The sequence below is a fragment of the Silvimonas soli genome (assembly GCF_030035605.1).
Taxonomy (GTDB): Bacteria; Pseudomonadota; Gammaproteobacteria; order Burkholderiales; family Chitinibacteraceae; genus Silvimonas; species Silvimonas soli.
In genome coordinates this window covers 3,171,768-3,197,232 of the sequence record NZ_CP106736.1, presented here as the reverse complement: position 1 = coordinate 3,197,232, position 25,465 = coordinate 3,171,768, and the positions used below count along the sequence as shown (strand labels likewise).

The window sequence follows — 25,465 nt, the reverse complement described above, 5'->3', positions numbered from 1 at the left end:
CTCGCGTTGCAGACAGTCGCACGGTTAACGCTGGGCGATATTGCCGCCGATATCGTGCCACGAAAACAGCGCCTTCCATGAGCCATAAACCAGATTGGGATAATCGGGCTTGCCCAGGCTGCCGTTGTAGCGGCCCAGCGCACGGAACAAGTCGCCGTTCTCCACATCCAGGTAATAACGCAGGATGGTGCAGCCGTAACGCAGGTTGGTGTTGATATCCAGCAGGTTCTGGTCAGTGGTACCAATCTGGCGCACCCAGAACGGCATCACCTGCATCAAGCCACGTGCACCCACGCTGGAGATCGCGTAGCGATTAAAGCCGCTTTCGACATTGATCAGACCGAGCACCATTTGCGGGTCGAGCCCGGCGCGGGTGGCTTCGTATTGCACGGCCACCAGCAGCTTGCGGCGCATGAATTCATCGGGGATCTTTTTGGTGAGGCGCTGCGACATTTCGGCCAGCCAGGCATCACCTTCGGCCTTGTTATCAAATACCAGCCGCGGCTGAATACCATCGCCCACCGAACGGGCCATGGCCGACTGTACGGACGTGGACAACGCCTCTTCTTTCTGGGCACCCGCGAAGGCGAAACAGGAACAGGCTAACAAACAGATAAATAAGGCTTTTTTCACTGGAAACACATCAAGACAGCACAATGGCGCGAATGTAAGCCCGCCGGGCAAGCTGGTCAATGCCTTATAGCTGGCAATGCGTCACGCTTACCCGCTCAAGCCAGCAGTGTTATGGCTTCTGGAAGCGGTAACACTGGTGGATACGCTTGTTGCGGAAGTCTTCCGGGATGGATTGCTCGGTGATGTCCTCACATAAAGGAATCAACGCTTCGTCCATTTTGAAGGTGCGCAAGTTATTGGAAAAATACAACACTCCGCCCGGGTGTAACAAATCCAGACAGCTTTCCACCATCCAGCGGTGGTCACGCTGCACGTCCAGCACGCCTTGCATCTTCTTGGAGTTGGAGAACGACGGCGGGTCCAGAATGATCAAGTCAAACAACCAGCCACCATCCAGCGTTTCTTCCAGGTACTGCAAGACGTCGGTGCGCACGCGGCGATGGGCCGGGTTGTCGAAACCATTGAGCGCCATATTGCGCGCGGTCCAGTCCAGATATGTGTTGGACAGATCAACCGAAGTCGTCGCTTTAGCACCACCCGCCGCCGCGTACACCGAAAACGCGCCGGTATAACAGAACAGGTTCAGTACGCGCTTGCCGGCGGCTTCCTGACGTACGCGCTGGCGGGTGTTGCGGTGATCCAGGAACAAGCCGGTATCCAGATAAGCATCCAGGTTCACCAGGAATTTGAGCCCGCGCTCTTCGACCACGAACTGCTCGCTCTCGACTTCATTCTTCTCATACTGGCTCACGCCACGCTGGCGGGCGCGGGTTTTGATAGCGACCAGGTCTTCATCGATCCCCAGCGCATCGGCAGTGGCGTACCAGATATCCGACAGCCACTCTTCGTGCGCCTCTTCGGTCATTACCCAGCCGGTATCGTATTCCTGCAACTGCACATGGCCGTCGTACCAATCCACAATCACCGGAAACTCAGGCACGTCGCGGTCGTACAAGCGAAAACAACTGATGTCTTCCTTGCGCGCCCATTTGCTCAGGCGTTTGAAGTTCTTGGCGAGCCGGTTACTGTAACTGGCGATATCAGGCATGAATTCGTATCCGGTATGCCCGCGCAGCTCAGACGCAACGCGTGGCGATCAATGCAAAAAACAATAGGCGAGGTACGGCAGTTTTGCCGTCGCACTCGCCAGAACAGGTTACACAGGGCAACTGGTCAGATAGCCAGTTGCCGGTCAGATCGGGTTACGGCTAGACAACGCCAGCAGTCGCTTGAATACGGGCTCCGGCACATATTGCCCAACAACGCCCTCCCACCCTTCCGGCCCGACCAAGCCTTTAACCATGGTAGAGCTGACCTCCGCAATCTCGCGCGGTGGCATCAAAAAGATGGTGTCGATATGGGGCGCCAGATCCGCATTCACATAGCGCATTTTGCGCTCGAACTCGTAATCGGCCGCCTCACGAATCCCGCGAATGATGTAATCCGCATTCAGGTCACGCGCGTAATCAACCAGGAAGCGGTTCTCAAACCGCTCTACCCGCAAATTGGGCAAATGCTGGGTTGATTCACGCAACATCGCCAGGCGTTCTTCGACACTGAACGTGTAGCGTTTATCGGGATTCTCACCGATCGCTACGATCATTTCGTCGAATAAACGCACACCGTGTTCGATCATCCATAAATGGCCATTGGTCACCGGATCGAAGCTACCGGCATAAACGCCACGCCGCATGTCATTTCCTTTCCAGACGCGAGCCGCCACTATAACATCCTCGAATGTTAAACAAAGATGACTTCAATAAATCCTGGGTATGTATTAACTATAAATTCACATAAGAAGTTGGGGGAATGACCGTGGTTCGAACTCTGCTTGCACTTGCCTTCTCTGTAGCAACCCTCGCATATGCCGATATCAATATCGGCGAATCGGTTCCCACCTCTGGTCTGGCTGGTGATACTGGCAAGGCATTGGCTTTGGGTGCCTCAATCTACTTTGGCCGTGTGAATGCCCAAGGTGGCATCAACGGTGAGCATATCAATCTGATCACGCGTGATGACGGCTACGATGCGGCGCGCACGCTGGCCAATACCCGCGATCTGATCGATAAAGAAAACGCCGTCGCTCTGATTGGTTACTACGGCACCACCCCGCTGCAGGAACTGATCAAATCAAAGATTCTGGATACCTCCGGGATATCGCTGGTGGGCGCCTATACCGGCGCTGACAGCGTACGCACTGGCGCCAGCGCATATTTCTTCCAGACGCGTGCTGGCTACACCCAGGAAGTCGAAAAGATCGTGTCCTTGTTGAACGACCATCTGGGCGTAACGCGCATTGCCGTGCTGGCGCAAAAAGATGGCTTCGGTGAAGCCGGCTATGCCGCGGTGAAGGAAGAGTTGGCCAAGCGCAAACTGACGTTGGCCGGCGAAGGCTGGTACGACAAAAACAGCGGAGACACTAACGCAGCCGCGCAAGAACTGGCCAAGGTCAACCCGGAAGCCATCATCATGGTCGCGATTTCCAAACCTGCCGGCACCTTTGCCAAGCAATACAAGGCGCTGGGTGGCACTTCGCAACTGTACGGCTTGTCGCCCATTCAATATGACGAAGTGACCAAGCTGGTAGGTATCGGCAACGCGCATGGCATTGGCTTGTCGCAAGTCTTTCCGGCACCTACCAACGCTCAACTGAAGCTGGTGCGAGACTTCCAGAAAGACGCCGAACCGTTTCTGAAGACCGGCGATTATCCAAGCTACGCCTTGCTGGAAGGCTATATCTCGGCCCGCCTGGTGACTGAAGCCATCAAACGCGCTGGTAAAACCCCGACTCGTGCCAGCGTCTATGCCGCTCTCAACAACATGAAGCGGTTCGACCTGGGCGGCTTCGTCGTTGACTTCAGCGACAAGAAACGTTTGGGCTCAAACTTTGTTGAACTGACGATGATCTCGCCTACCGGCACGCTCACTCGCTAACGTTTGATAATGCATGTCTTTGAAGAAAAAACCGGCCACCTGGCCGGTTTTTTTATCTTTGTCAGCCATAGCCTACGTTCGAATGCGGCAATTTCATTGAAACCTTCCACAGATCATTTCGTCGAACCAGATATGGCGACACGCCTCTTATCCCAACCGTGACATCAAACGTGACAAGGAGAAAACACGATGATTTCAATCAAAAGTGCGATTGCAACCTGTGCCCTTCCACTAGCCCTGCTGGCTCACCAGGTCATGGCCGACGATATGGCCCAGCCTCTGCAGCCCCAGCAGACTGAAAACGGCGGTAGCTATATCAGTGGCGGTGTTGGCGATGAAGAAATAACCCAACTCAAATCGTCCCGCGCTGACTACAACCTGCATGTACTGTTTACCGGCAAAGGTGGCGAATTTGAATCCGGTGTCAAAGTTCAGGTGATCGGCGCCAAGGGCCAGATAGTGCTGGATACGACCACCACCGGCCCTTACCTCTACGCCAAACTCCCCGCAGGCAAATACAAGATCAACGCCACGCTGGATGACAAGGTGCAAAGCCGCACCGTCCAGGTCGCAAGCCGCGGTGGCGGGGACACGCATATTGTGTTTTAAGTTAGAGCAAAGCCAAATACAAAGCCCTCGCAAGCCGGGGGCTTTCAATTTTGAAATACACAACACACCGTCGTTCAATAGTTCGGGCCGGAATCTGCCATCCCCCACCCGAACTCAGAGTACTTCTCCAGCTCAATATCCCTTCATACCGTTAATATCGGGCGCACTGCGCTTTGCCAAAACACGGCTAGCTGATGGAGAGATGGCTATTTATTTTCGAGCAGGTGCCTTTTTATTCATTACAAATATGTCAGATGAAAATTATACAAGTTGACCATTGACTTACATCATTGAACAACAGGATCAGAAAGTAGCCTCCTTCCGCCGCTTGTAGCATGACCAGATCAGCCAGTCTGATATATCAAAGGTCAAACAGGAGGAAGATTAAATGTCAACCGCAAAACAATATCCAGAAAGCCACACCAGGCGCTTCGCCTTATTATCGGCAGCATTAGCCCTTGCACTCAGCGCCTGCGGTGGTGGCAACAGTTACGAAGATGGCTTGGTAACTCCAACGCCAATCCCGACTGAAGCCCCCAGCCCAACTCCAAACCCTGAATCTCAACCCACTCCGACTCCAACCATCAATCCAGACTCCGCACCGACTCCCACACCAACATCTCAGCCAACATCTCAGCCAACATCTCAGCCAACACCTACACCAACCCCGACGTCCAACCCGACACCCTCTCCCAACGAATTCACTCAAAGCTCGGTAGCAATGGCCAATCCAGTGGCATCCAGCAGTCTGGCGCTGTTCAACCTGGAAGGTTACGCGCAAACCGCAAATGTCACCGGCGGCGGGGTGATTGCCGAAACCAGCGCCAATTACTGCAAAGTAGGGAATGCTAACCAGTTCACTGCGGCTATCAACAACATCAAGACAACGGCAAAGACCCCCTGCAAAGTTATCGAAATCACGGCTGACCTGAACCTTGGCTGGAACGAGATCGGTACCGCAAATCAGACTGGCAACATGAGTTCGAATAATCCATCCACCCTGCCAGCAACAACGCTTACGACCATGCGGGCGGCTGGTACTTCCCTGATCAACATTCAGTCATTCAGCGGTCTGACGATCTTTTCGAAGAATGGCGCGACCATCCGTCACGCCGAGTTCAATATCAAGAACGGCAGCAACATCATCCTGCGCAATCTGAAGTTCGCCGAGATGTGGGAATGGGATGAGGGCACCAAAGGCAACTACGACAAGAACGACTGGGACTTCATCACCACTGGCGACGGTGGCGGTGTAGTGAACGGCGTGTGGATCGACCATTGCACGTTTACCAAAGCCTATGATGGCATCACCGACATCAAGGGTGCTTCAAGTGCAACCGGCGGCAGTACGGGGGTGACCATTTCGTGGAGTGAGATCGTGCCGGAAGACCCGGCGTTCATGCGGCACGAGTTCGATGCCATCGAAGCTGATCGCGCCAATAATCCGATGTACGACTACCTGCGCAAGGCAGGCTTCAGTGAAGCTGACATCATCCGCGTCGCTACGCCCCAGAAGAAGAACTCGCTGGTTGGTGCGCTGGACCTGAAAGAGTCCAGCGTTTACACCGTTACGCTCCATCACGACTACTTCAAAAACCTCCAGGATCGCATGCCCCGACTGCGCAGCGGCGATGTTCATATCTACAATTTGTATGCGGACAGTTCGGATAACCTGTTGACAAAGCAATGGCGGGACAACATCGTCAGCCTGGACCCGCAGTTATCCAAAGACCTTGATGGCAAGGGCGGCACCCAGAAGTACCACTTCGAAATCATCTCCAACGGTTCCATTTCCACTGAGGGTGGCTCCATGGAAATTGCAAAGAGTGCGTATCTTGGGGTGCTAACCCCCTTGCGCAACAACCAGTCAGACCCATCCAATCCAGCCTATACCGGCGCGATCCGGGCATTCGACGTCAGGCATGACTTGCTGGCTTCACAAATGCCATTCGCATCCCAACAGTCAACGTATACAGACACGCTCGGCAATGTCTGGGCGACTTGGGAAGGTAATAGTCATGGCGCTGGCTCGACACTTGGGCCACTTCAGGCACCGGAAATCCCGTTTGTGTGGCACAACGGTACTCCGGCCTATACCGCGCACATGCATGAAGTCAGTCAGTTGAAGGATCTGCTCAGTGGACCCAACAGCAAGGTGGGTGCCGGCCGGATTGCAATGACCAGTGCGCAGTGGCTCAGCCCCACAAACTGATTTTTTTCTGAAAATCCTGGAAATAAAAAAACGGCATCGCCAGATGCCGTTTTTCTTATTACGCTTGCGCTTGATAAATCAGCGCGGTAGCAACGATGAGCCCATCAGGAAAGCATCGACTTCCCGCGCAGCCTGACGGCCTTCGCGGATGGCCCACACCACCAGCGACTGGCCACGGCGTACGTCACCGGCAGCGAAGACCTTGGCTACGTTGGTGGCGTAACAACCTTCACCATCGGTAGTGGCATTGGCATTGCCGCGAGCGTCACGTTCCACGCCGAAGCCTTCCAGAATGCTGGCAACCGGATTGGTAAAGCCCATGGCCAGGAAGACCAGATCGGCCTTGATTTCGAACTCGCTACCAGCAACTTCGACCGGCTTGCCGCCTTGCCATTCCAGACGCACACACTTGATGGCGGTCAGCTTGCCGTTTTCGCCGATGAATTCTTTGGTCATCACGGCGAAGTCGCGGTCTACGCCTTCTTCGTGACTGGACGAAGTGCGCAGCTTGAGCGGCCAGTACGGCCAGGTCACCGACTTGTTTTCTTGTTCCGGCGGCATTGGCATCACTTCCAGTTGCGTTACGGCGACTGCACCGTGACGGTTGGAGGTACCCACGCAATCGGAACCGGTATCGCCACCACCAATCACCACCACATGCTTGCCTTCGGCGGAAATCGGGTTCGGGCCATCGCCAGCAACCGACTTGTTTTGTGGAATCAAGAATTCCAGCGCGTAATGCACACCAGTCAATTCACGGCCTGGTACCGGCAGATCGCGCGGCACTTCGGAACCACCGGCCAAGATCACGGCGTCGAACTCTGCCTTGAGCTGGTCTGGTGTCACCACGGTGACGGCATCGTTCACGATACCGGCTGGCAACTTGCCATCGACAGCCACGATAGTCTTGGTGCGGAAGGCCACGCCTTCGGCTTCCATTTGTACCATGCGGCGATCAATGATGGATTTTTCCAGCTTGAAGTCGGGGATGCCATAACGCAGCAAACCGCCCACGCGACTGCTCTTTTCGAACACAGTCACTGCGTGGCCTGCTCGCGCCAGTTGCTGCGCGGCGGCCATACCGGCCGGGCCGGAACCGACAATCGCAACGGTCTTGCCGGTTTTCACCGGAGCGATCTGCGGCGCGATCCAGCCGTTTTCCCAACCCTTGTCGACGATATAACGCTCGATCGACTTGATGCCGACCGGATCAGCGTTAATGCCGAGGGTACAGGCCGCTTCGCATGGTGCCGGGCAGATACGACCAGTGAACTCCGGGAAGTTATTGGTCGAATGCAGCACGGTCAGCGCTTCTTGCCAGTTGCCGCGGTAAACCAGATCATTCCAGTCTGGAATGATGTTGTTCACCGGGCAGCCGTTATTGCAGAACGGAATTCCGCAATCCATGCAACGCGCGCCTTGTACCTTGGCGGCATCGTCGGTGAGACGCAGCACAAACTCGCGGTAATTGGTAACACGCTCGGCCACGGGCGCGTAAGACTCGGATACGCGCTCAAATTCCATGAAACCCGTAGACTTGCCCATTTATGCGATCTCCTTGTGCTGCGTGCTCTTGCTTGCAGCCATATCCTTCAGTGCACGACGGTATTCGTTCGGGAACACCTTGACGAAGCGGGCACGTGCCGCTGGCCAATCTGCCAGCAGTTCTTTGGCACGCGAGCTACCAGTCAACGCCAGATGCTGTTCAATCAGCGCCTTGAGCTGGGTTTCGTCGGCCATGCCACGGTGTTTCGGTTCGTCGGCAGCTTGTTCGCCAGCCGGAACAACCGCTTCCAGCGCGACTTGGGCCATGTTGCAGTGGTCAGCAAAGTCGCCATCCACGTCATACACATAAGCCACGCCGCCCGACATCCCTGCGGCAAAGTTACGGCCGGTTTTACCCAGCACGGCAACCGTACCGCCAGTCATGTATTCGCAACCGTGGTCGCCCACGCCTTCCACCACGGCGGTAGCGCCAGAGTTACGTACGCAGAAGCGCTCGCCACCCACGCCAGCCAGGAAGGCTTCACCTTCGGTGGCGCCGTACAGCACGGTGTTGCCAGAGATGATGTTCTCTGCGGTGTGACCAGCAAACTCGGCATGCGGACGGATCACGATGCGGCCACCGGACAAACCCTTGCCCACGTAGTCGTTACCTTCGCCAACCAGATTCAGCGTAATGCCACGGGCCAGGAAAGCCGCGAAGCTTTGACCAGCAGTGCCATTGAGCGTGATATGGATGGTGCCATCCGGCAGACCCTTGTTGCCGTAACGGCGGGCTACTTCACCGGAGAGCATCGCACCCGCAGTACGGTTGATGTTCTTGATCGGGAAGGTGAGATTAACCTTCTCGCCTTTTTCCAGTGCGGGCATGGCGGCGGCAACCAGTTGGTTGTCCAGGGCCTTTTCCAGCGCGTGGTCTTGTGTATCGACATGCAGGCGCGGCACCTCTGCCGGAACATCCGGCTGATGGAACACACGACCGAAGTCCAGACCTTGCGCCTTCCAGTGTTCGATACCGGCGCGCTTGTCCAGCAGGTCGGCACGGCCAACCAGCTCGTCAAACTTGCGTACGCCCAGTTGTGCCATCAGTTCACGTACTTCTTCAGCAACGAAAAAGAAGTAGTTCACCACGTGCTCTGGCTGACCAGAGAAGCGCTGACGCAGTACCGGATCTTGTGTCGCCACACCGACCGGGCAGGTGTTCAGGTGACACTTGCGCATCATGATGCAACCTTCGACGACCAGCGGCGCGGTGGCAAAGCCGAATTCATCGGCGCCCAGCAGCGCACCAATCACCACGTCACGACCAGTCTTCATTTGACCGTCAACCTGCACGCGCACGCGGCCACGCAACTGATTGAGCACCAGCGTTTGCTGAGTTTCAGCCAGGCCGAGTTCCCATGAAGTACCGGCATGCTTGATCGAAGACAGCGGCGAAGCGCCGGTGCCGCCGTCATGGCCCGCGACCACAATGTGGTCCGCCTTGGCCTTGGTGACACCAGCAGCGACGGTCCCGATACCGACTTCCGACACCAGCTTGACCGAGATCGACGCCTGACGATTCACGTTTTTCAGATCGTGAATCAGCTGGGCCAGATCTTCAATCGAATAGATGTCATGGTGCGGCGGTGGCGAAATCAGACCCACGCCCGGTACGGAGTGACGCAGGAAACCGATGTATTCGGAAACCTTGTGCCCTGGCAGTTGACCGCCCTCGCCCGGCTTGGCGCCCTGCGCCATCTTGATCTGGATTTGATCCGCGTTGACCAGGTATTCGGTGGTGACACCAAAACGACCCGACGCAACTTGCTTGATCGCCGAACGCAGGCTGTCACCCTCTTTGAAGGTGTAGTCGCGCTCGATGCGGCCTTTGCCGATCACTTCCGACAAGGTTTCACCCGCCTTGAGCGGAATGAAACGACGTGCATCTTCGCCGCCTTCGCCGGTGTTCGACTTGCCGCCGATCCGGTTCATTGCAATGGCCAGCGTGGTGTGAGCTTCGGTCGAGATCGAGCCCAGCGACATTGCGCCAGTAGCAAAGCGTTTGACGATGTCTTTAGCCGATTCGACTTCTTCCAGCGGCACCGGGGCACCGGCTGGTTTCAGTTCAAACAGGCCACGCAAAGTCAGGTGACGCTTGGTCTGATCGTTGATCAGCTTGGCGTATTCCTTGTATGTCTCAGTCTTGCCGGTACGCGTGGCGTGCTGCAACTTGGCGATCGAATCCGGCGTCCACATGTGGTCTTCACCACGGATACGGAAGGCGTATTCACCACCCGCATCCAGCGCGTCGGCCAGTACCGGGTCAGTCGAGAACGCAGCGTTGTGCAACTTGAAGGTTTCGTCGGCCACTTCAAACAAGCCCAGACCTTCGATGTTCGAAGGCGTGCCGGTGAAGTACTTGGCGACGAGTGACTTCTTCAGGCCCACGGCTTCAAAAATCTGCGCGCCGGTATAAGACATGTAAGTCGAGATGCCCATCTTGGACATCACCTTCATCAAGCCCTTACCCACGGCCTTGATGAAGTTCTTTTGATACTTGGCTGCGGTTTCAGCATCGCCACCGGCCATATCGGCCAGTGTTGCCATAACCAGGTACGGGTGAACGGCTTCAGCGCCGAACCCGCCCAGCAGGGCAAAGTGATGCGTTTCGCGTGCCGAACCGGTTTCCACCACCAGACCGGTGCTGGTACGCAGGCCTTCGTTCACCAGATGCAGGTGAATACCGGAAGTTGCCAGCAAGGCCGGGATCGCTACGTTGTTGCGATCCATCTTGCGGTCCGACACGATCAGGATGTTGGCACCGCTCTTTACCGCGTCTTCAGCTTCTGCCACCAGCGAGGCCATACGGGCTTCAATACCTGCCGCGCCCCAGCTAGCCGGGTAACAGATATTCAGTTCGTGCGAGCGGAATTTGCCGCCGGTGTACTTGCCGATATAACGAATTTTTTCGATATCGTCGGCCGACAGCACCGGTTGCGACACTTCCAGGCGGATTGGCGGGTTGATGTCAGCCGGGTCAAGCAGGTTGGGCTTTGGACCAATAAACGACACCAGCGACATCACCAGATCTTCACGGATCGGGTCGATTGGCGGGTTGGTCACCTGCGCAAACAGCTGCTTGAAGTAGGAATACAGCGTCTTGGACTTGTTCGACAATACTGGCAGCGCCGAGTCGTTACCCATCGAACCAGTGCCTTCTTCGCCGTTCTTGGCCATCGGCTCCAGGATGAACTTGATGTCTTCCTGGGTGTAACCAAAAGCTTGTTGGCAATCGAGCACAGTCGAACAGGGCGCCTTCGGGATTTCCGTGGCGCTTTGAACTTCGTCCAGCTTGATACGAATCTTGCCGATCCACTCTTTGTACGGCTTGGAGTTGGACAGCGTGTTCTTGATTTCCTGGTCGTCGATGATGCGGCCTTGTTCCAGATCGATCAGGAACATCTTGCCTGGCTGCAGACGCCATTTTTTGTTGATGCGGCTATCGGCGATCGGCAGTACGCCAGATTCGGAAGCCATCACCACCAAGTCATCGTTGGTGACCAGATAACGCGCCGGACGCAGACCGTTACGGTCCAGCGTGGCACCAATCTGGCGGCCATCAGTAAACGCCACGGCGGCAGGACCATCCCATGGTTCCATCATCGCGGCGTGGTATTCATAGAAGGCGCGACGGTTTTCGTCCATCAGCGTGTGTTTTTCCCACGCTTCCGGAATCATCATCATCACGGCTTGCGCCAGCGAATAACCGCCCATCACCAACAGTTCGAGCGCGTTGTCGAACGAGGCTGAGTCAGACTGGCCAAGATAAATCAGCGGCCAGACTTTTTCCAGGCTCTTGCCCAATACCGGCGAGCTGATGGCTTTTTCACGGGCGGTAATCCAGTTCACGTTGCCGCGCACGGTGTTGATTTCACCGTTGTGGGCAATCATGCGGAACGGATGCGCCAGGTCCCATGTCGGGAAGGTATTGGTCGAGAAGCGTTGGTGCACCAGCGCCAGCGCGGATACGCAACGCGCATCGGCCAGATCGTTGTAATACACGCCCACCTGGTCAGCCAGCAGCAGACCTTTGTAGTTTACGGTGCGGGCGGAGAACGACGGCACATAGAACTCGTGGCCATGCGTGAGCTTGAGGCGGCGAATCGCGTGGCTGGCCGATTTGCGGATGATATACAGCTTGCGCTCCAGCGCATCGGTCACCAGCACGTCCGGGCCGCGGCCGACGAAAATCTGGCGAATCACCGGCTCTTTGGCGCGCACGGTCGGGGACATTGGCATGTCACGGTTGACCGGCACATCGCGCCAGCCCAGCAGCACTTGCCCTTCCACGCGCACAGCACGCTCGATTTCTTCCTGACAGGCAGCGCGCGAGGCGGCTTCTTGCGGCAGGAAAATCATGCCCACGCCGTACTCGCCAAAGGCGGGCAGCGTGACGCCTTGTTTCGCCATTTCTTCGCGATACAAAGCATCGGGGATTTGAATCAGAATACCAGCGCCGTCACCTTGCAACGGATCGGCACCTACGGCACCGCGGTGATCCAGATTCTTCAGGATCAACAACCCTTGCTCGACGATCGAATGGCTCTTCTGGCCCTTCATATGGGCGACGAAACCGACACCACAGGCATCGTGTTCGTTAGCGGGATCGTACATCCCCTGTTGCTGGGGCATCACGTGATCCATCACGCTCTTTCCTTCTGGCTAAGCGCAGCCTGGTTTAACTAGAACCTCTAGTACCTCGGGCGCGCAGGTCAAAAAAGGCCGACATTGCGTCAGCCTCGGTCCAATTTTCGAATCATGACAGGGGTCGAGCGGCTGGTCCGGATCGCACGGAGCTAGCGTCGACTTGGCTGGCGGGGTAGCCAGCGCACGGTGCCTTGCGCGTTGGTATAACGCATTGCACAAAATGGCAATTATATTGCCAGAAATTGCGCCCCGATCAGAGGCATTTTTTCTAAAAAATGACAGAAATTAGTGCAAACACCCTGACGTTTGTCGGGAAACGCGATTTTGTTAGTGCACGGCCTTCGACTACATCGTTTTATGTATGCAGCGAGTCAGCCACGCATCAGCAAACTACACACCATATGCCACTGTGATTTTTACCTGCCAAGGCACAGGCTTGATAGGTATCAATGCACAGCTTCTTCCGGGTAATCATGATTCAATAATTGAGAATGATTCTTGAAACCGGAAATCACCCATGTGTCCGCTTTTCGATCTGCCGCTGCAAACGCCCGCTCGTGTATTAAAACTACATACTCCGGCCGAACTTACCCAACGTCTTTTTGCCATGGGATTACGCCCGGAGCGCGAGCTTACAGTACTCAGGCGCGGCTGGCTTGGCGGGCCGTTGCAAGTGCGAATTGGCAACACTGAACTGATGTTGCGCCGGGAACACGCCCGCGCCATTGAAGTCGAAATCTCCGCCCTGCCCATCCAGCGTAACGAGGCCTGATCATGAAACGGATCGCGCTCGTTGGCATGCCAAACACCGGCAAATCCACACTATTCAACCGTATCACCGGTGGCAATGCCCGCGTCGCCAACTGGCCGGGGCTCACGGTTGAACTGGCCACGCATCGTATTTTGCTGGGCGGCAGCATGGTGCAACTGGTCGATCTACCGGGTATTTATGATTTATCAGGCGGCGCTGAAGACGAACGCGTAGCGCAGGCGTTTCTGGCCAATACCGAACTGAGCGCCATTGTGGTGCTGCTGAACGCCACCCAACTGGATCGCCAACTCGCACTGGCTTTGCAATTGAAAGCCCTGGGCGCGCCGATGATTGTCGCGCTCAATATGACGGACGAAGCCAAACGCGCGGGCATCGTCATCGACTACGCCAGGCTATCGGCCCAACTGGGCTGCCCGGTATTGCCGATCTCGGCCAAACTGGGCCAGGGCGTGCCAGAACTGAAAACCGCCATCAGCCAGCACATTGCGCTGAACGGCGATATCCAGCTTGATTTCTCCAGCCTGCAAGCGGCTACGGCATTCCATGCCGAAGAAACCCGGCTGCATCATGCCTTTGTCTCCCGTCCGCCGACCATGCCGGCGAGCATGACCGAGAAACTGGACCGCTGGATTCTGCACCCGGCGCTTGGTTTGCCACTATTTATCTTGATGATGTTCATCTTGTTTCAGCTCACCTTTGCCATTGGTTCTCCGCTCCAGGATGCATTGGGCAGCGGCATGGACTGGATCAAACACACCTGGCTGGAACCCGCACTCGCCGGTGCGCCCGAATTTGTACGCGGCGCCTTGCTCGACGGGCTGTTCGACGGCGCGGGCACGGTGCTGACCTTTGCCCCGCTGATCTTCCTGTTTTTCTCGCTGATGGCGATCATTGAAGACTCCGGCTATTTTGCCCGCGCCGCCTTCATGATGGATGGCCTGATGAGCCGCCTGGGGCTGGATGGCCGTGGTTTTGTCATGCTGCTGATGGGCTTTGGCTGCAACGTGCCCGCGTTGATGGGCACGCGGGTGATCCGCGATCCCAACGCGCGCAAGCTGACCATGCTCACTATTCCGTTCTCGTTGTGTTCAGCGCGGTTGCAGATTTTTCTGTTTCTATCTTCGGCGCTGTTCACGCCAACGCAGGCGCCGTGGGTGTTGCTAGGGTTGTATCTAGCGAGCATCGTCATCGCGCTCGGTTCGGCCTGGGTCTTCCGCAAACGCTTTGCCTCCAGCGAGCCTTTTGCACTGGAATTGCCACCGTTCCGCATGCCGTTGCTAAGGCAGATTCGCGCTCGCGGCTGGGGCGAAACCCGTTCTTTCCTGCGCATGGCTTCGACCATGATTGTGGTTGGGGTATTGCTGGTGTGGTTCCTTACCCATTACCCATCGGAACACGCCAGCTATGCGGGGATGATTGCCAACGTGCTAGAGCCAGTCCTGACGCCGATTGGCATTCATTCCGAAATGTCGATTGCGTTGATTTTTGGTTTTGTCGCCAAGGAGGTCGTTCTGGGCGCGCTGTCGGTCATTACCGGGGTGCAGGGCGATGCACTGGCGCATCATCTGGCAGGCAGTATGGACCCGGTTTCGGCGATCTCGTTCATGCTGTTCACCCTGATCTACGTGCCCTGCGTGGCAACGGTTGCCACCATGCATAAAGAATCGAAAAGCGCCTGGTTCACGGCGGGGTCGGTGGTCTGGTCGCTAGGACTGGCATGGGTGCTGTGCTTTGTGTTTTACCAAGGCACGCGCTTGGTGACTGGCTGGTTGTAACGCTTGCTTGTCAGGCGAGAAAATTCGCAAGGTGGATTCGGCATAGCCAATCCACCTTATCGACATCTTCAATTGCTATCCCACTCGCCCTGTTTGGGCACTTCGCTCCACAGTTGCAAGCGCTTGGGCTCGCCGATGCGCATGGTTGGCTGAGCCAGCAACCAGTTCTCAAGCGCCATCCGCCGATAAACCAGTTCTTCCACGCTGACACCAATCAAACCCTGCAACAACGCGCCATGTTGCAACATGATTTCGCCGTCGTGGATCGGCGCGGTTGCCAGATAAACTTGTTCTCCCAGCGCCAACACCCAGTAAACGCAGTCAGTTTCTTCTACCAGCGCCAGCGTACCGCGCGGTTGTTGTACCAGTTCGGCGGCCACCAGTTGCCCCACAGCCTGCAACCAGCGCCAGCTTTGCTCGGTTTGATCATCCGCACCATAGGGCGGGATATCCGTATTGATCGGGAGTTCGTTCAGGCGATCCATGTCTTGCCAGGAAAATAAAACATTCGAGAACCAGTCTGCGTTTGCTCGCTGGCACAGTCACTGCATGTGAATCACACGTCAGCTACTGCCACGTAATTGCAGTTCAAAACCCAAGTCCAGTTGCCGTTGTGCTGGCGGAGCGTTGCCATCCATGAGTTGCAGCAACAACTTGGCGGCCTCCAGACCAACCCGATATCGCGGTGTTCGTACACTGGTCAGTGTGGGCGTCGCCCAAGCAGCCCCTTCCAGATCATTGAACCCGGTCACGGCCAGTTGCGACGGCACGGCGATGCCGGTGCGTTGGCACCCTGTAAGCACACCTAGCGCCAAGTCATCATTGCAGCAAAACACGGCATCGCACTCCGGGTGCTCACGGCGCAACACATCCAGCATTTCCACGCCAAGGCCAATGCGGGATGGGCGCGGATTCAGATATTCCAGTTCCTGCGTATAACAACCCGCCGCTTGCAGCGCTTTGCGATAACCATCCAGCCGCTGCATCACACGTGGATCAAGCCGTGCGCCAAAGAAGGCGATATGCCGATAACCCCGTGCCAGCAAATGTTCGGTGATCTGCCGCCCTGCTTCTTCTTGCGAGAACCCCACACACAAGCGCTCATTACTGGGGTCCAGCTCCATCATATGCACCGCCGGAATGCCGAGGCGCGCCAGCTGCGCGCGCATTTGCGCCTGTTGCCGCGTGCCGGTCAGCAGCACCCCGTCCGGCTTGTGCGATAGATAAGTGCGCAGCAGGCGCTCTTCTTTCTCGTCGTCATAGGCAGTGTTGCCAATCAATATCTGATAACCACGCGGATCAAGCACTTCATTGATACCCGCCAACGTGTCGATAAATACGGTGTTGGATAACGACGGAATCAGCACCGCCACCGTATGCGAGCGCGAGGACACCAGCGTGCGGGCCGAGCGATTGGGCACGTAGCCAAGTTCATCCACGGTGGCGAGGATTTGCGTGCGCACTTTTTCCGAGACCAGATCGGGCGCGTTCAGCGCACGCGACACGGTAATCGCACTTACGCCCACTTTGGCGGCCACATCATGCAAGGTCGCGGCGCGAGCGGTTTTTTGACTGGGTTTACGCGGCATGGTGCTTTTTGCTACTCAACATCCGGGGCTGGTTGTCCGGATGTCCATGTTTGAATCCTTTCAGGATACCGGATTTTTCCGGCGTCACCCCGCAGAGGCTCGCTCTATCGGGGTATTCATTTATTGTGACACCCTCCTCTGTTAACGTTAACATTACTCGCAATGTAGTCATGAAAATCTGACAACATTTGCCCCGCACCAACAACCAAAGCCATCCCACGACCTGCGCTGGCGCCACTGTCGGGCTGCGAAAACAATCGCGGTCCATACACTTCATTCTGGAGATCGATCATGTTGAACCTGAGACTGACCTTGTGTGCTGCCGCTGTCTTTGGCGTGAGCGCGTTGGCGGCGCAAGCGGCCGAAGTGGAAGTGCTGCATTACTGGACATCCGGCGGCGAAGCCAAAGCAGCGGGCGAACTAAAAACCATGCTCGAAGCCAAGGGCGACAAATGGAAAGACTTTGCCGTAGCCGGTGGTGCGGGTGAAAACGCCATGACTGCGCTGAAAACCCGCGTGGTCTCTGGCAACCCGCCTGCGGCAGCACAGTTGAAAGGCCCGGCCATTCAGGAATGGGGCGATCAGGGCGTACTGGTGTCGATTGATGATGTGGCCAAGGCCGACAACTGGGACAAAGTCCTGCCGCCGGTGGTGGCGAATGTCATGAAGTACAAGGGTCAATATGTGGCGGCCCCAGTCAACGTGCACCGTGTGAACTGGCTGTGGATCAACGCCGATGTACTCAAGAAAGCCAACGCCAAAGTCCCGACCACCTGGGACGAATTCTTCAAGACGGCCGATGCCTTGCAAAAGTCCGGCGTCACCGCCGTAGCCATTGGTGGGCAATCCTGGCAAGAGGCCGAATTGCTGGAAAGCGTCGCCTTGGGTGTGGGTGGCGCGGACTTTTACAAAAAGGCGTTTGTGAAGCTGGATCAAGCCTCGCTCAAGAGCGTCACCATGATCAAAGTGCTGGAAACCTACAAACGCATCAAGCCGTACACCGACAAGGCCGCCAATGGTCGTGACTGGAACCTGGCCACCGCCATGGTTATCAACGGCAAGGCCGGCATGCAGTTTATGGGGGACTGGGCCAAAGGCGAGTTCACGGTAGCGGGTAAACAAGCGGGCAAGGATTACCTGTGCGTGGCGGCGCCGGGCAGTGCGGGCTCGTATACCTTTAACGTAGATTCGTTTGCCTTCTTCAAGCTCAAAGACAAGGATGCGCAAAAGGGTCAGAAAGACCTGGCCCAGTTGCTGATGAGCCCGAAATTCCAGGAAGTCTTCAATCTATACAAGGGGTCGATCCCGGCGCGTCAGGGTATGGACTTGAGCAAGTTTGACGAGTGCGGAAAAAAATCCGCAGCCGACTTCAAAGCCGCAGCAGCCAAGGGCACGCTGGTACCGTCATGGGCTCATGACATGGCAATCTCGCCCGCAGTGGAAGGTGCCATCTATGATGTGGCCGCCCAATTCTGGAACGACGACAGCATGACTGCGCAAATGGCCGCTGAGAAAATTGCCGCTGCGGCGCAGACCAAATAAGCACTGACCGACTTGAGGGAAATTGGCCTGGCTACTACTCCAAGTGGCCGGGCCTCCTGTCCGTAACCATTCATTTGCGCCGCATGGCGCCATACCGGCGGCCAAGCCAAGCTCTTGATCTGCCAGCCATTCGGCAATCGTCGTAAGCAAACACCCCCAATCACGGTATAATCGGCTGTTTTGAATTTCTTCTGCAGCGATGAATCTGCTCGTACTCGGCGTCAATCACGAAACCGCTCCGCTATCGGTGCGGGAGCGGCTTGCCTTCTCGCCGACCGAATTGCAGACCGCGCTGCCAGGCCTCGTGGCGCAACCTGGCGTCATGGAAGCGGCCATCATCTCCACCTGTAATCGCACCGAACTCTATTGCAACGCCCATGATGGCAAGGCGTTGCTGGACTGGTACGCCGCCAATCGCGGCCGCAATCCGGATGAGTTGGGCAGCTATCTTTATCTGCATTCCGGCCAGGATGCCGCCAAACATGCTTTTCGCGTGGCAGCCGGGCTCGATTCAATGGTGCTGGGCGAAACCCAGATTCTGGGGCAACTGAAAGACGCGGAACGCCAGGCGCGTGAATCGGGCAGCATGGGTGTGCTGCTCAATGGCTTGTTCCAGCGCGCGTTTCAGGTCGCCAAAGATGTGCGCACACAAACGCGTATTGGTTCGGCATCTGTTTCAATGGCTGCAGCGGCGGTCAAATTGGCCGAACGCATTTTTCCGTCAGTGGGCGAATGCAAAGTGTTATTTGTGGGCGCGGGCGAGATGATCGAACTGTGCGCCACTTATTTTGCCGCGCAAAAGCCTGCCCGAATCGCTGTGGCCAATCGCACCCTCGAACGCGGCGAACGGCTGGCACAAGAACATGGCGGCGACGCCATGTTGCTGACTGATCTGGCCGAGCGCCTGCATGAGTTCGATATCGTGGTCAGCTCCACTGCCTCGCCGCTGCCGGTGATAGGTAAAGGCATGATCGAGCGCGCCATCAAACTGCGCAAACATCGCCCCATTTTCATCGTTGATCTGGCCGTGCCACGTGATGTGGAGCCTGAAGCCGCCGAGCTGGCCGATGTCTACCTCTACACAGTGGACGATCTATCCGAAGTGGTCCGCCAAGGCGTGCATGCGCGCCAGGGCGAAGTGGTCGCCGCCGAAGCGTTGATCTCTGACCACGTGAGCGAGTTCAATCACTGGCTGGCCAGCCGCGAACTGGTGCCCACCATTCGCGATTTGCGCGACAACGCCGACCGCGCCGCCCGTAACGAACTGGCCCGCGCCAAGAAACGCCTGGCCGCAGGCGACAATCCGGAAGAAGTGCTGGAAAAACTCACCGCACAGCTATCCGCCAAATTTCTGCACGCCCCACTCGCTTCACTGAATGCCGCCTCTGGTGAGGAGCAAGCCGCGCTGGTCGTGGCCGCCCGCCGCCTTTTTCGCCTGCACGACGAGGAATAGCTGTGATGTCCCACTTTCAGACCGCCCGTTGGCAACAGGGCGCGTTTGAGGTCGACACCGACCCTGCGCGCCTGAATCTCAACCTTGAAACCGCTTATGACTTTATTGGCCGCCAGTCCTATTGGGCCAAAGGTATGCCATTCGAGACATTCCATCGCTCGGTGCAAGGTGCCTTGTGCTTTGGCATTTACGAGGGCGAGCGCTTGGTGGGTTTTGCCCGCGTGATTACCGACGGCGCCACCATTGGCTATCTGGGCGACGTGTTTATCGATACCGAACATCGTGGCCAGGGTTTGTCCAAATGGCTGCTGCAATGCATACACACTCATCCGGACTTGCAAGGCTTGCGCCGCTGGATGCTGTTTACCGCCGACGCGCACGGCCTTTATGAACAATTTGGCTGGAAACCAGCGGCCCGTCCCGAGCGTTATCTGGAACGGTTAAATACGGACCCGTACAAACAATGAAACCTTCGATTCTCGCCAAACTGGCACAACTGGCTGACCGGCTGGAAGAAGTCGGCGCGCTGCTGGCTTCGGAAGAAGCCACGCGCGATATGAACCAGTATCGCAAGCTCACCCGTGAGCACGCCGAGCTGGAGCCGGTGGTGGCGCTGTATCACCAATTCAACCAGATCGAAGCCGATATCGCCGCGGCGCAAGACATGCTGACCGACCCGGACATGAAAGAAATGGCCGAGGAAGAGATCAAAGACGGCAAGCAAAAGCTGGAAACGCTGGAGCTGGACCTGCAAAAAGCCTTGCTGCCCAAAGACCCGAACGACGAGCGCAATATTTTTCTGGAAATCCGCGCCGGTACCGGTGGCGATGAATCGGCACTGTTCTCGGCCGATCTGTTCCGCATGTACAGCCGCTTTGCCGAGCGCAACCGTTGGCAGGTGGAGATCATGTCCGCCAGCGAATCCGACCTGGGTGGCTACAAGGAAATCATCGCCCGCATCGTCGGCTTTGGCGCGTATTCACGGCTGAAATTCGAGAGTGGCGGCCACCGCGTGCAGCGCGTACCGGTAACCGAAACCCAAGGCCGGATTCATACTTCCGCGTGTACCGTGGCGGTAATGCCAGAGGCGGATGAGGCCGAAGAGGTCAACATCAACCCTGCTGATCTGCGTATCGACACCTTCCGCGCTTCGGGCGCGGGCGGGCAGCACATCAACAAAACCGACTCGGCCGTGCGCGTCACCCACTTGCCCACCGGAATTGTGGTGGAATGCCAGGACGACCGTAGTCAGCACAAGAACAAAGCCCGTGCGCTGGCCGTGCTGGCGGCACGCATCAAAGACGCGCAAGACCGCGAACGCCACGCCAAAGAAGCCGCCACGCGTAAAAGTCTGGTCGGCAGCGGCGACCGCTCCGAGCGCATCCGCACATATAACTTTCCGCAGGGCCGCATGACCGACCACCGCATCAATCTCACGCTCTACAAGCTGGATTCGATCATGGACGGCGATCTTGAAGAACTGACCCAGGCGCTGTCCAACGAGCAACAGGCCGAACTGCTGGCCCAACTGGCGGAATAACCTCGCTGCCGAGCGGCATCTCATACAAAAAACGGCGCGCTCGCGGGTGTGCCGTTTAGTCTTTTTACGCTGCTGATCGTTGATTTTTAAAACGAATCCGGTCAGGGCAACATGGCGATTTAGTATATAATCGCGTGCTTTCCAGGAAGGGTAGTTCATGCACGTTTTTTATGAAGAAGACGGTGGCTTCAAGGTCGCCACGGTCAAGGAATCGCAGCCAGCGAGCCTGATGGTAGAAGACGTGCGCGGCAAGCGCAGCAAGGTCAAGGGCGGCAATGTGCTGCTCAAGTTCGAGCGCCCCGGCCTGGATGAAATCCTGGTACAAGCCGAGCAATTGAGTACCGAGATCGATATCGATCTCTTGTGGGAAACATGCGGTGAGCACGAGTTTGGCTTTGAAGAACTGGCCGCAGAATACTTCGGCGCCAACCCTTCCGCTGCCGCGCAGATCGCCGTGGTACTGCGCATTGCCGCTTCGCCGATGTACTTCTACAAGAAAGGCAAAGGCCGCTACAAAGCCGCGCCGGAAGACAACCTGAAAGCTGCACTGGCCGGGCTGGTACGCAAGCAGCGCGAAGCCGAGCAAATGGCCGCCTGGCAAGCCGAACTGGCTGCCGGCAAATTGCCAGAAGCGTTTTTGCCGGTTCTGCCCAAGCTGCTGCATCGCCCGGACAAAAACACCATCGAATACAAGGCATTGGCTCAGGCTGCCGATGCGCTGCACACCAATGCCACGCGTTTGCTGCAAAACGTCGGCGCTATCCCCGATGTGGCGGATTACTTCCTGCAAGGCTTCTTGCTGGAAACCTTCCCCAAGGGCCGCGATGCGGTGATGACCGAACCGGTGGTGACGCCGACCGATCTGCCGCTGGCCAAGGTGCAGGCGTTCTCGATTGATGACGTCACCACCACTGAAATCGACGATGCGCTCAGCCTGGTCAAGCTGCCCAATGGCAACTGGCAAGTGGGGATCCACATCGCTGCGCCAGTTTTGGGCATTGCGCCAGACAGCGAACTGGACAAGCAAGTGTTTGATCGTCTGTCGACCGTGTATTTTCCCGGCGACAAGATCACCATGCTGCCCGATGCCGCCGTGCAAGTGTTTACGCTGCAAGAAGGTGCCGCCCCTCGTCCTGCCGTGTCGATGTATCTGGAAGTTTCGCCCGGGTTCGACATTCTTTCGCACCGCTCTGTCGTGGAACTGGTGCCGATTGCCGCCAACCTGCGTCACGATCAGATCGAAGCACATTTCAATGAATTGACTGCCGGCAAGCAAGACGGCCCGGACTTCCCGTGGAAGGCCGAGCTGACCTTCATGTGGCGTCTGGCTGGTGAAATGGAAGGCCGTCGTGGTCGCGCCGATGACCCGAATGCGCCGGTGCGCATTGATTACAGCTTCTACGTGGATACGCTGGAAAACGGCGAAAAACGCGTGCGCATTCTGCCCCGCAAACGCGGCTCACCAATGGACAAACTGGTGGCCGAGATGATGATCCTGGTGAACAGCCAGTGGGGCAAGGATTTGAAAGAAGCCGAGATTGCCGCAATCTATCGGGTACAGAACAACGGTCGTGTACGCATGACTACACAACCAGGCCCGCATATCGGTCTGGGTGTTGAATATTACGCATGGTCTTCTTCGCCGCTGCGCCGGGCGGTGGACTTTGTGAACCAGCAGCAACTGATCGCGATGATCAACGGTACCAAGCCGCGCTTTCAGAAAAACGATGCCGAGCTGTTTGCGGCCATTGGTTCGTTCGATACCGCCTATGCGGCCTATGCGGACTTCCAGGACAAGATGGAGCGTTACTGGTGCCTGCGCTATATGGAGCAGGAAAACATCAAGGAATTCTCCGGTTCCATCATCAAAGAGAACCTGGTTCGCGTCGACGGCATGCCGTTGGTACTGCGCGTGCCAGGTCTGCCGGAATTACCGGCAGGTTCCACAGTCGTACTACAACGCCTCAAGACAGACTGGCTGGAATTGAATCTGGATTGCCGTCTGGCCACGATGTAAGACCGGGAACCGAACCAACATGCAACAGAAAAGACCGCTCAACCGCTACCTGCCGATCCGCTTTGCCAATGGCGAGCAGATCCGGCAGTTTTCCAAGCCCTGCGTGCGTTGCGGACACATGCTCAATGCCAAAGACATGATGGGCGTGGCGCGTTTGCTGGACGACAGTCTGGCCATCGCCGCCAAGGCACAATGTCCCAAGTGTGGTGAAACCTTTGGCGTTGCTTGTCGCATCGACAATCACAAACGTGTCACGCGTGTGGTGATGCCGGAATTTCTGTTCAGCTGGTTCCTGCGCAATTTGCCGGTGCAGGCGCGCGAGCGCGAAGCCGAACAGGCACGCGCCAACGAAGCCAAAACCGAAACCACCGACACCATCCCGGCTCCGGCAGCACCGACTCCGCGCGAAGTCATTCGCGCCGATGAAAGCGTTGGCAGCTATCAGGGCAAAGTGATTCCGGCGTGGGTGAAGGTGGATGGCCGGCAATTGGCATTTGACCGGATCGCGCTGAACGCCCGGCCCGGCCCTGGCGAGTTTTTGCTGGATGAATGCCTGGTGTATCGCGGCTGATTCGCCCGAAATGTCTGAAACTGCCAATGCGCAGCGCAATATTTGCGACTTATAATCGCAGCCTCACAAGTGATGTCGGAGTTATTTCATGTACCGCAGCATGCTCAAGTCCAAGATTCATCGCGTTACCGCCACGCATTCCGAACTGCATTACGAAGGATCGTGTGCCATCGATGAAGACTTGCTGGACGCGGCCAATGTGCGCGAGTTTGAAGAAGTCACCATCTGGAACATCAACAACGGTGCGCGCTTCTCTACCTACGCCATCAAGGGTGCGCGCGGTTCCGGCATCATTTCGCTGAATGGTTCTGCGGCTCGCCAGGCGCAAGTGGGCGATCTGCTGATCATCGCCACCTTTGCCCAGTATGACGAAGCCGAACTGGCCAACCACAACCCGTCACTGGTGTTTGTGGATGCGCAGAACAAGATCGCCAGCATCAAGCACGGCACGCCCACGCAAGAAAACTGAGCGACCTTGATCGCTGGTTCAAGCATCATCTGAAGCCCCGTTCCCGCAGCGGGGCTTTTGCTTTTGGCCTGACCTCAAACCGCTTGGGTCGATTACCGATCAGGCTTGTCGTAATATGCCCCTCTCAACATTCTGGAACTGACCATGTCCGCTAGCCAGGTTCGCGACTATCTCTTGTCGCTACAACAAAACATTGTCGCCACGCTGGAAAACCTGGATGGCCACACCTTCCGCCATGATCAATGGGATCGCGAAGAAGGCGGTGGCGGTATTTCACGGCTGGTGGAAGATGGCGGTTTGATTGAACGCGGTGGCGTCAATTTCTCGCACGTATTGGGCAAGACACTGCCGCCCTCCGCCACCGCGCATCGCCCGGACCTGGTTGGTCGCGCCTGGGAAGCCATGGGCGTATCGCTGGTTATTCACCCGCGCAACCCTTATGTGCCCACGGTCCACATGAATGTGCGGCTGTTCCGGGCCTACGCCGAGGGCCAGGAAGATGTGTTCTGGTTTGGTGGCGGCATGGATCTGACGCCTTACTACGGCTTTGAGGAAGACGCCCACCACTTCCATCAAACCTGCCACGACGCCGTTGCGGCATTCGGGCCGGACTACTACCCCAAATACAAAGCCTGGTGCGACAAGTATTTCTTCCTCAAACATCGCAACGAACCGCGTGGCATTGGTGGGTTGTTCTTTGATGATTTGTCCGAACTGGGTTTTGAGGGCGGTTCTGCCTTTATCCGCGCGGTAGGTGACGCGTTCCTTGAGGCTTACGTGCCGATTGTGGAACGCCGCCGCGAGTATCAATACGGCGAACGGGAACGCGACTGGCAAGCCTACCGCCGCGGCCGTTATGTCGAGTTCAACCTGGTGTGGGATCGTGGCACGCTGTTTGGCCTGCAGTCGGGCGGGCGTACCGAATCAATCTTGATGTCGATGCCGCCGATTGTGAAATGGCGTTATGACTGGCAACCGCCGGTAGATTCGCCAGAAGCGCGCTTGCAAACGGACTTCCTCACTGCACGGGATTGGCTGGGGTTGGGACCAACCGCAGCGTAGGCCGGCATCAAACGCAAACCCCGTAGCCCGGATGGAGCGTAGCGGGAATCCGGGGTTGCGATGCCTCAACAAGCCACCCAGCCCTGGTTTGGTTA

20 protein-coding genes are annotated in these 25,465 nt (G+C 56.9%); 13 read left to right on the top strand and 7 right to left on the bottom strand.

Annotated elements, in window-relative coordinates:
- Nucleotides 1-24: 24 nt before the first annotated feature.
- The 3 genes from N7220_RS14710 to coaD all read right to left on the bottom strand — a co-directional run bounded on the left by N7220_RS14710 (nt 25) and on the right by coaD (nt 2,326).
- Nucleotides 25-642: a lytic transglycosylase domain-containing protein gene (locus N7220_RS14710; protein ID WP_283148272.1), complete on the bottom strand. Its 618-nt coding sequence runs from the start codon at nt 640-642 to the stop codon at nt 25-27.
- 100 nt (nt 643-742) lie between these two features.
- The gene (locus N7220_RS14705) at nt 743-1,681 is read right to left on the bottom strand and encodes a class I SAM-dependent methyltransferase (RefSeq protein WP_283148271.1); all 939 of its coding nucleotides are present in this window, start codon (nt 1,679-1,681) and stop codon (nt 743-745) included.
- Nucleotides 1,682-1,825: 144 nt separating this feature from the next.
- Nucleotides 1,826-2,326 carry a pantetheine-phosphate adenylyltransferase gene (gene coaD, locus N7220_RS14700; protein ID WP_283148270.1) on the bottom strand — a complete coding sequence of 167 codons (501 nt, stop codon included), beginning with the start codon at nt 2,324-2,326 and terminating at the stop codon, nt 1,826-1,828.
- Nucleotides 2,327-2,442: 116 nt separating this feature from the next.
- Here coaD and N7220_RS14695 point away from each other — a divergent pair, with 116 nt between their 5' ends.
- The 3 genes from N7220_RS14695 (at nt 2,443) to N7220_RS14685 (ending at nt 6,388) form a co-directional block, all read left to right on the top strand.
- Complete coding sequence (locus tag N7220_RS14695; protein WP_283148269.1) at nt 2,443-3,567, top strand: ABC transporter substrate-binding protein; 1,125 nt, start codon at nt 2,443-2,445, stop codon at nt 3,565-3,567.
- Nucleotides 3,568-3,756: 189 nt separating this feature from the next.
- Entirely contained in the window at nt 3,757-4,176 is a 420-nt protein-coding gene (locus tag N7220_RS14690; protein ID WP_283148268.1) for a hypothetical protein, read from the top strand.
- Between the two features lie 721 nt (nt 4,177-4,897).
- Nucleotides 4,898-6,388: a pectate lyase family protein gene (locus N7220_RS14685; protein ID WP_283148267.1), complete on the top strand. Its 1,491-nt coding sequence runs from the start codon at nt 4,898-4,900 to the stop codon at nt 6,386-6,388.
- Between the two features lie 78 nt (nt 6,389-6,466).
- On the opposite strand, the gene N7220_RS14680 is transcribed toward N7220_RS14685, so the two are convergent.
- Nucleotides 6,467-7,933 carry a glutamate synthase subunit beta gene (locus tag N7220_RS14680; protein WP_283148266.1) on the bottom strand — a complete coding sequence of 489 codons (1,467 nt, stop codon included), beginning with the start codon at nt 7,931-7,933 and terminating at the stop codon, nt 6,467-6,469.
- The gene (gene gltB, locus N7220_RS14675) at nt 7,934-12,565 is read right to left on the bottom strand and encodes a glutamate synthase large subunit (RefSeq protein WP_283148265.1); all 4,632 of its coding nucleotides are present in this window, start codon (nt 12,563-12,565) and stop codon (nt 7,934-7,936) included.
- A 532-nt stretch (nt 12,566-13,097) separates the two neighbouring features.
- Between gltB and N7220_RS14670 the strand changes: the two genes are divergently transcribed.
- Both N7220_RS14670 and feoB read left to right on the top strand, forming a co-directional pair.
- Complete coding sequence (locus N7220_RS14670) at nt 13,098-13,352, top strand: FeoA family protein (protein ID WP_283148264.1); 255 nt, start codon at nt 13,098-13,100, stop codon at nt 13,350-13,352.
- Between the two features lie 2 nt (nt 13,353-13,354).
- Complete coding sequence (feoB, locus tag N7220_RS14665; RefSeq protein ID WP_283148263.1) at nt 13,355-15,127, top strand: ferrous iron transport protein B; 1,773 nt, start codon at nt 13,355-13,357, stop codon at nt 15,125-15,127.
- Nucleotides 15,128-15,195: 68 nt separating this feature from the next.
- Here feoB and N7220_RS14660 read toward each other — a convergent pair whose 3' ends face one another.
- On the bottom strand, nt 15,196-15,612 hold the full coding sequence (locus tag N7220_RS14660; protein WP_283148262.1) for a hypothetical protein: 417 nt from the start codon (nt 15,610-15,612) through the stop codon (nt 15,196-15,198).
- A gap of 78 nt (nt 15,613-15,690) precedes the next feature.
- Nucleotides 15,691-16,716: an HTH-type transcriptional regulator GntR gene (gene gntR, locus N7220_RS14655; RefSeq protein ID WP_283148261.1), complete on the bottom strand. Its 1,026-nt coding sequence runs from the start codon at nt 16,714-16,716 to the stop codon at nt 15,691-15,693.
- Between the two features lie 291 nt (nt 16,717-17,007).
- Here gntR and N7220_RS14650 point away from each other — a divergent pair, with 291 nt between their 5' ends.
- The 8 genes from N7220_RS14650 to hemF all read left to right on the top strand — a co-directional run bounded on the left by N7220_RS14650 (nt 17,008) and on the right by hemF (nt 25,370).
- Nucleotides 17,008-18,258 carry an ABC transporter substrate-binding protein gene (locus N7220_RS14650; protein WP_283148260.1) on the top strand — a complete coding sequence of 417 codons (1,251 nt, stop codon included), beginning with the start codon at nt 17,008-17,010 and terminating at the stop codon, nt 18,256-18,258.
- A gap of 199 nt (nt 18,259-18,457) precedes the next feature.
- A complete protein-coding gene (gene hemA, locus N7220_RS14645; RefSeq protein ID WP_283148259.1) occupies nt 18,458-19,711 on the top strand; it encodes a glutamyl-tRNA reductase in 1,254 nt (417 codons plus the stop codon).
- Nucleotides 19,712-19,716: 5 nt separating this feature from the next.
- Nucleotides 19,717-20,178, top strand: a complete 462-nt coding sequence (locus N7220_RS14640) for a GNAT family N-acetyltransferase (protein ID WP_283148258.1) — start codon at nt 19,717-19,719, stop codon at nt 20,176-20,178.
- Nucleotides 20,175-21,251 (top strand): peptide chain release factor 1, encoded by a 1,077-nt coding sequence (prfA, locus tag N7220_RS14635; RefSeq protein ID WP_283148257.1) that lies wholly within the window; start codon nt 20,175-20,177, stop codon nt 21,249-21,251. Before N7220_RS14640 ends, prfA begins: the two co-directional genes overlap by 4 nt.
- A 157-nt stretch (nt 21,252-21,408) precedes the next feature.
- A complete protein-coding gene (locus N7220_RS14630; protein WP_283148256.1) occupies nt 21,409-23,268 on the top strand; it encodes a ribonuclease catalytic domain-containing protein in 1,860 nt (619 codons plus the stop codon).
- Between the two features lie 19 nt (nt 23,269-23,287).
- Nucleotides 23,288-23,839: a hypothetical protein gene (locus N7220_RS14625; protein ID WP_283148255.1), complete on the top strand. Its 552-nt coding sequence runs from the start codon at nt 23,288-23,290 to the stop codon at nt 23,837-23,839.
- Nucleotides 23,840-23,927: 88 nt separating this feature from the next.
- Nucleotides 23,928-24,308 carry an aspartate 1-decarboxylase gene (gene panD / locus N7220_RS14620; RefSeq protein ID WP_283148254.1) on the top strand — a complete coding sequence of 127 codons (381 nt, stop codon included), beginning with the start codon at nt 23,928-23,930 and terminating at the stop codon, nt 24,306-24,308.
- A 144-nt stretch (nt 24,309-24,452) separates the two neighbouring features.
- Complete coding sequence (gene hemF, locus N7220_RS14615; RefSeq protein WP_283148253.1) at nt 24,453-25,370, top strand: oxygen-dependent coproporphyrinogen oxidase; 918 nt, start codon at nt 24,453-24,455, stop codon at nt 25,368-25,370.
- Nucleotides 25,371-25,465 lie beyond the last annotated feature (95 nt).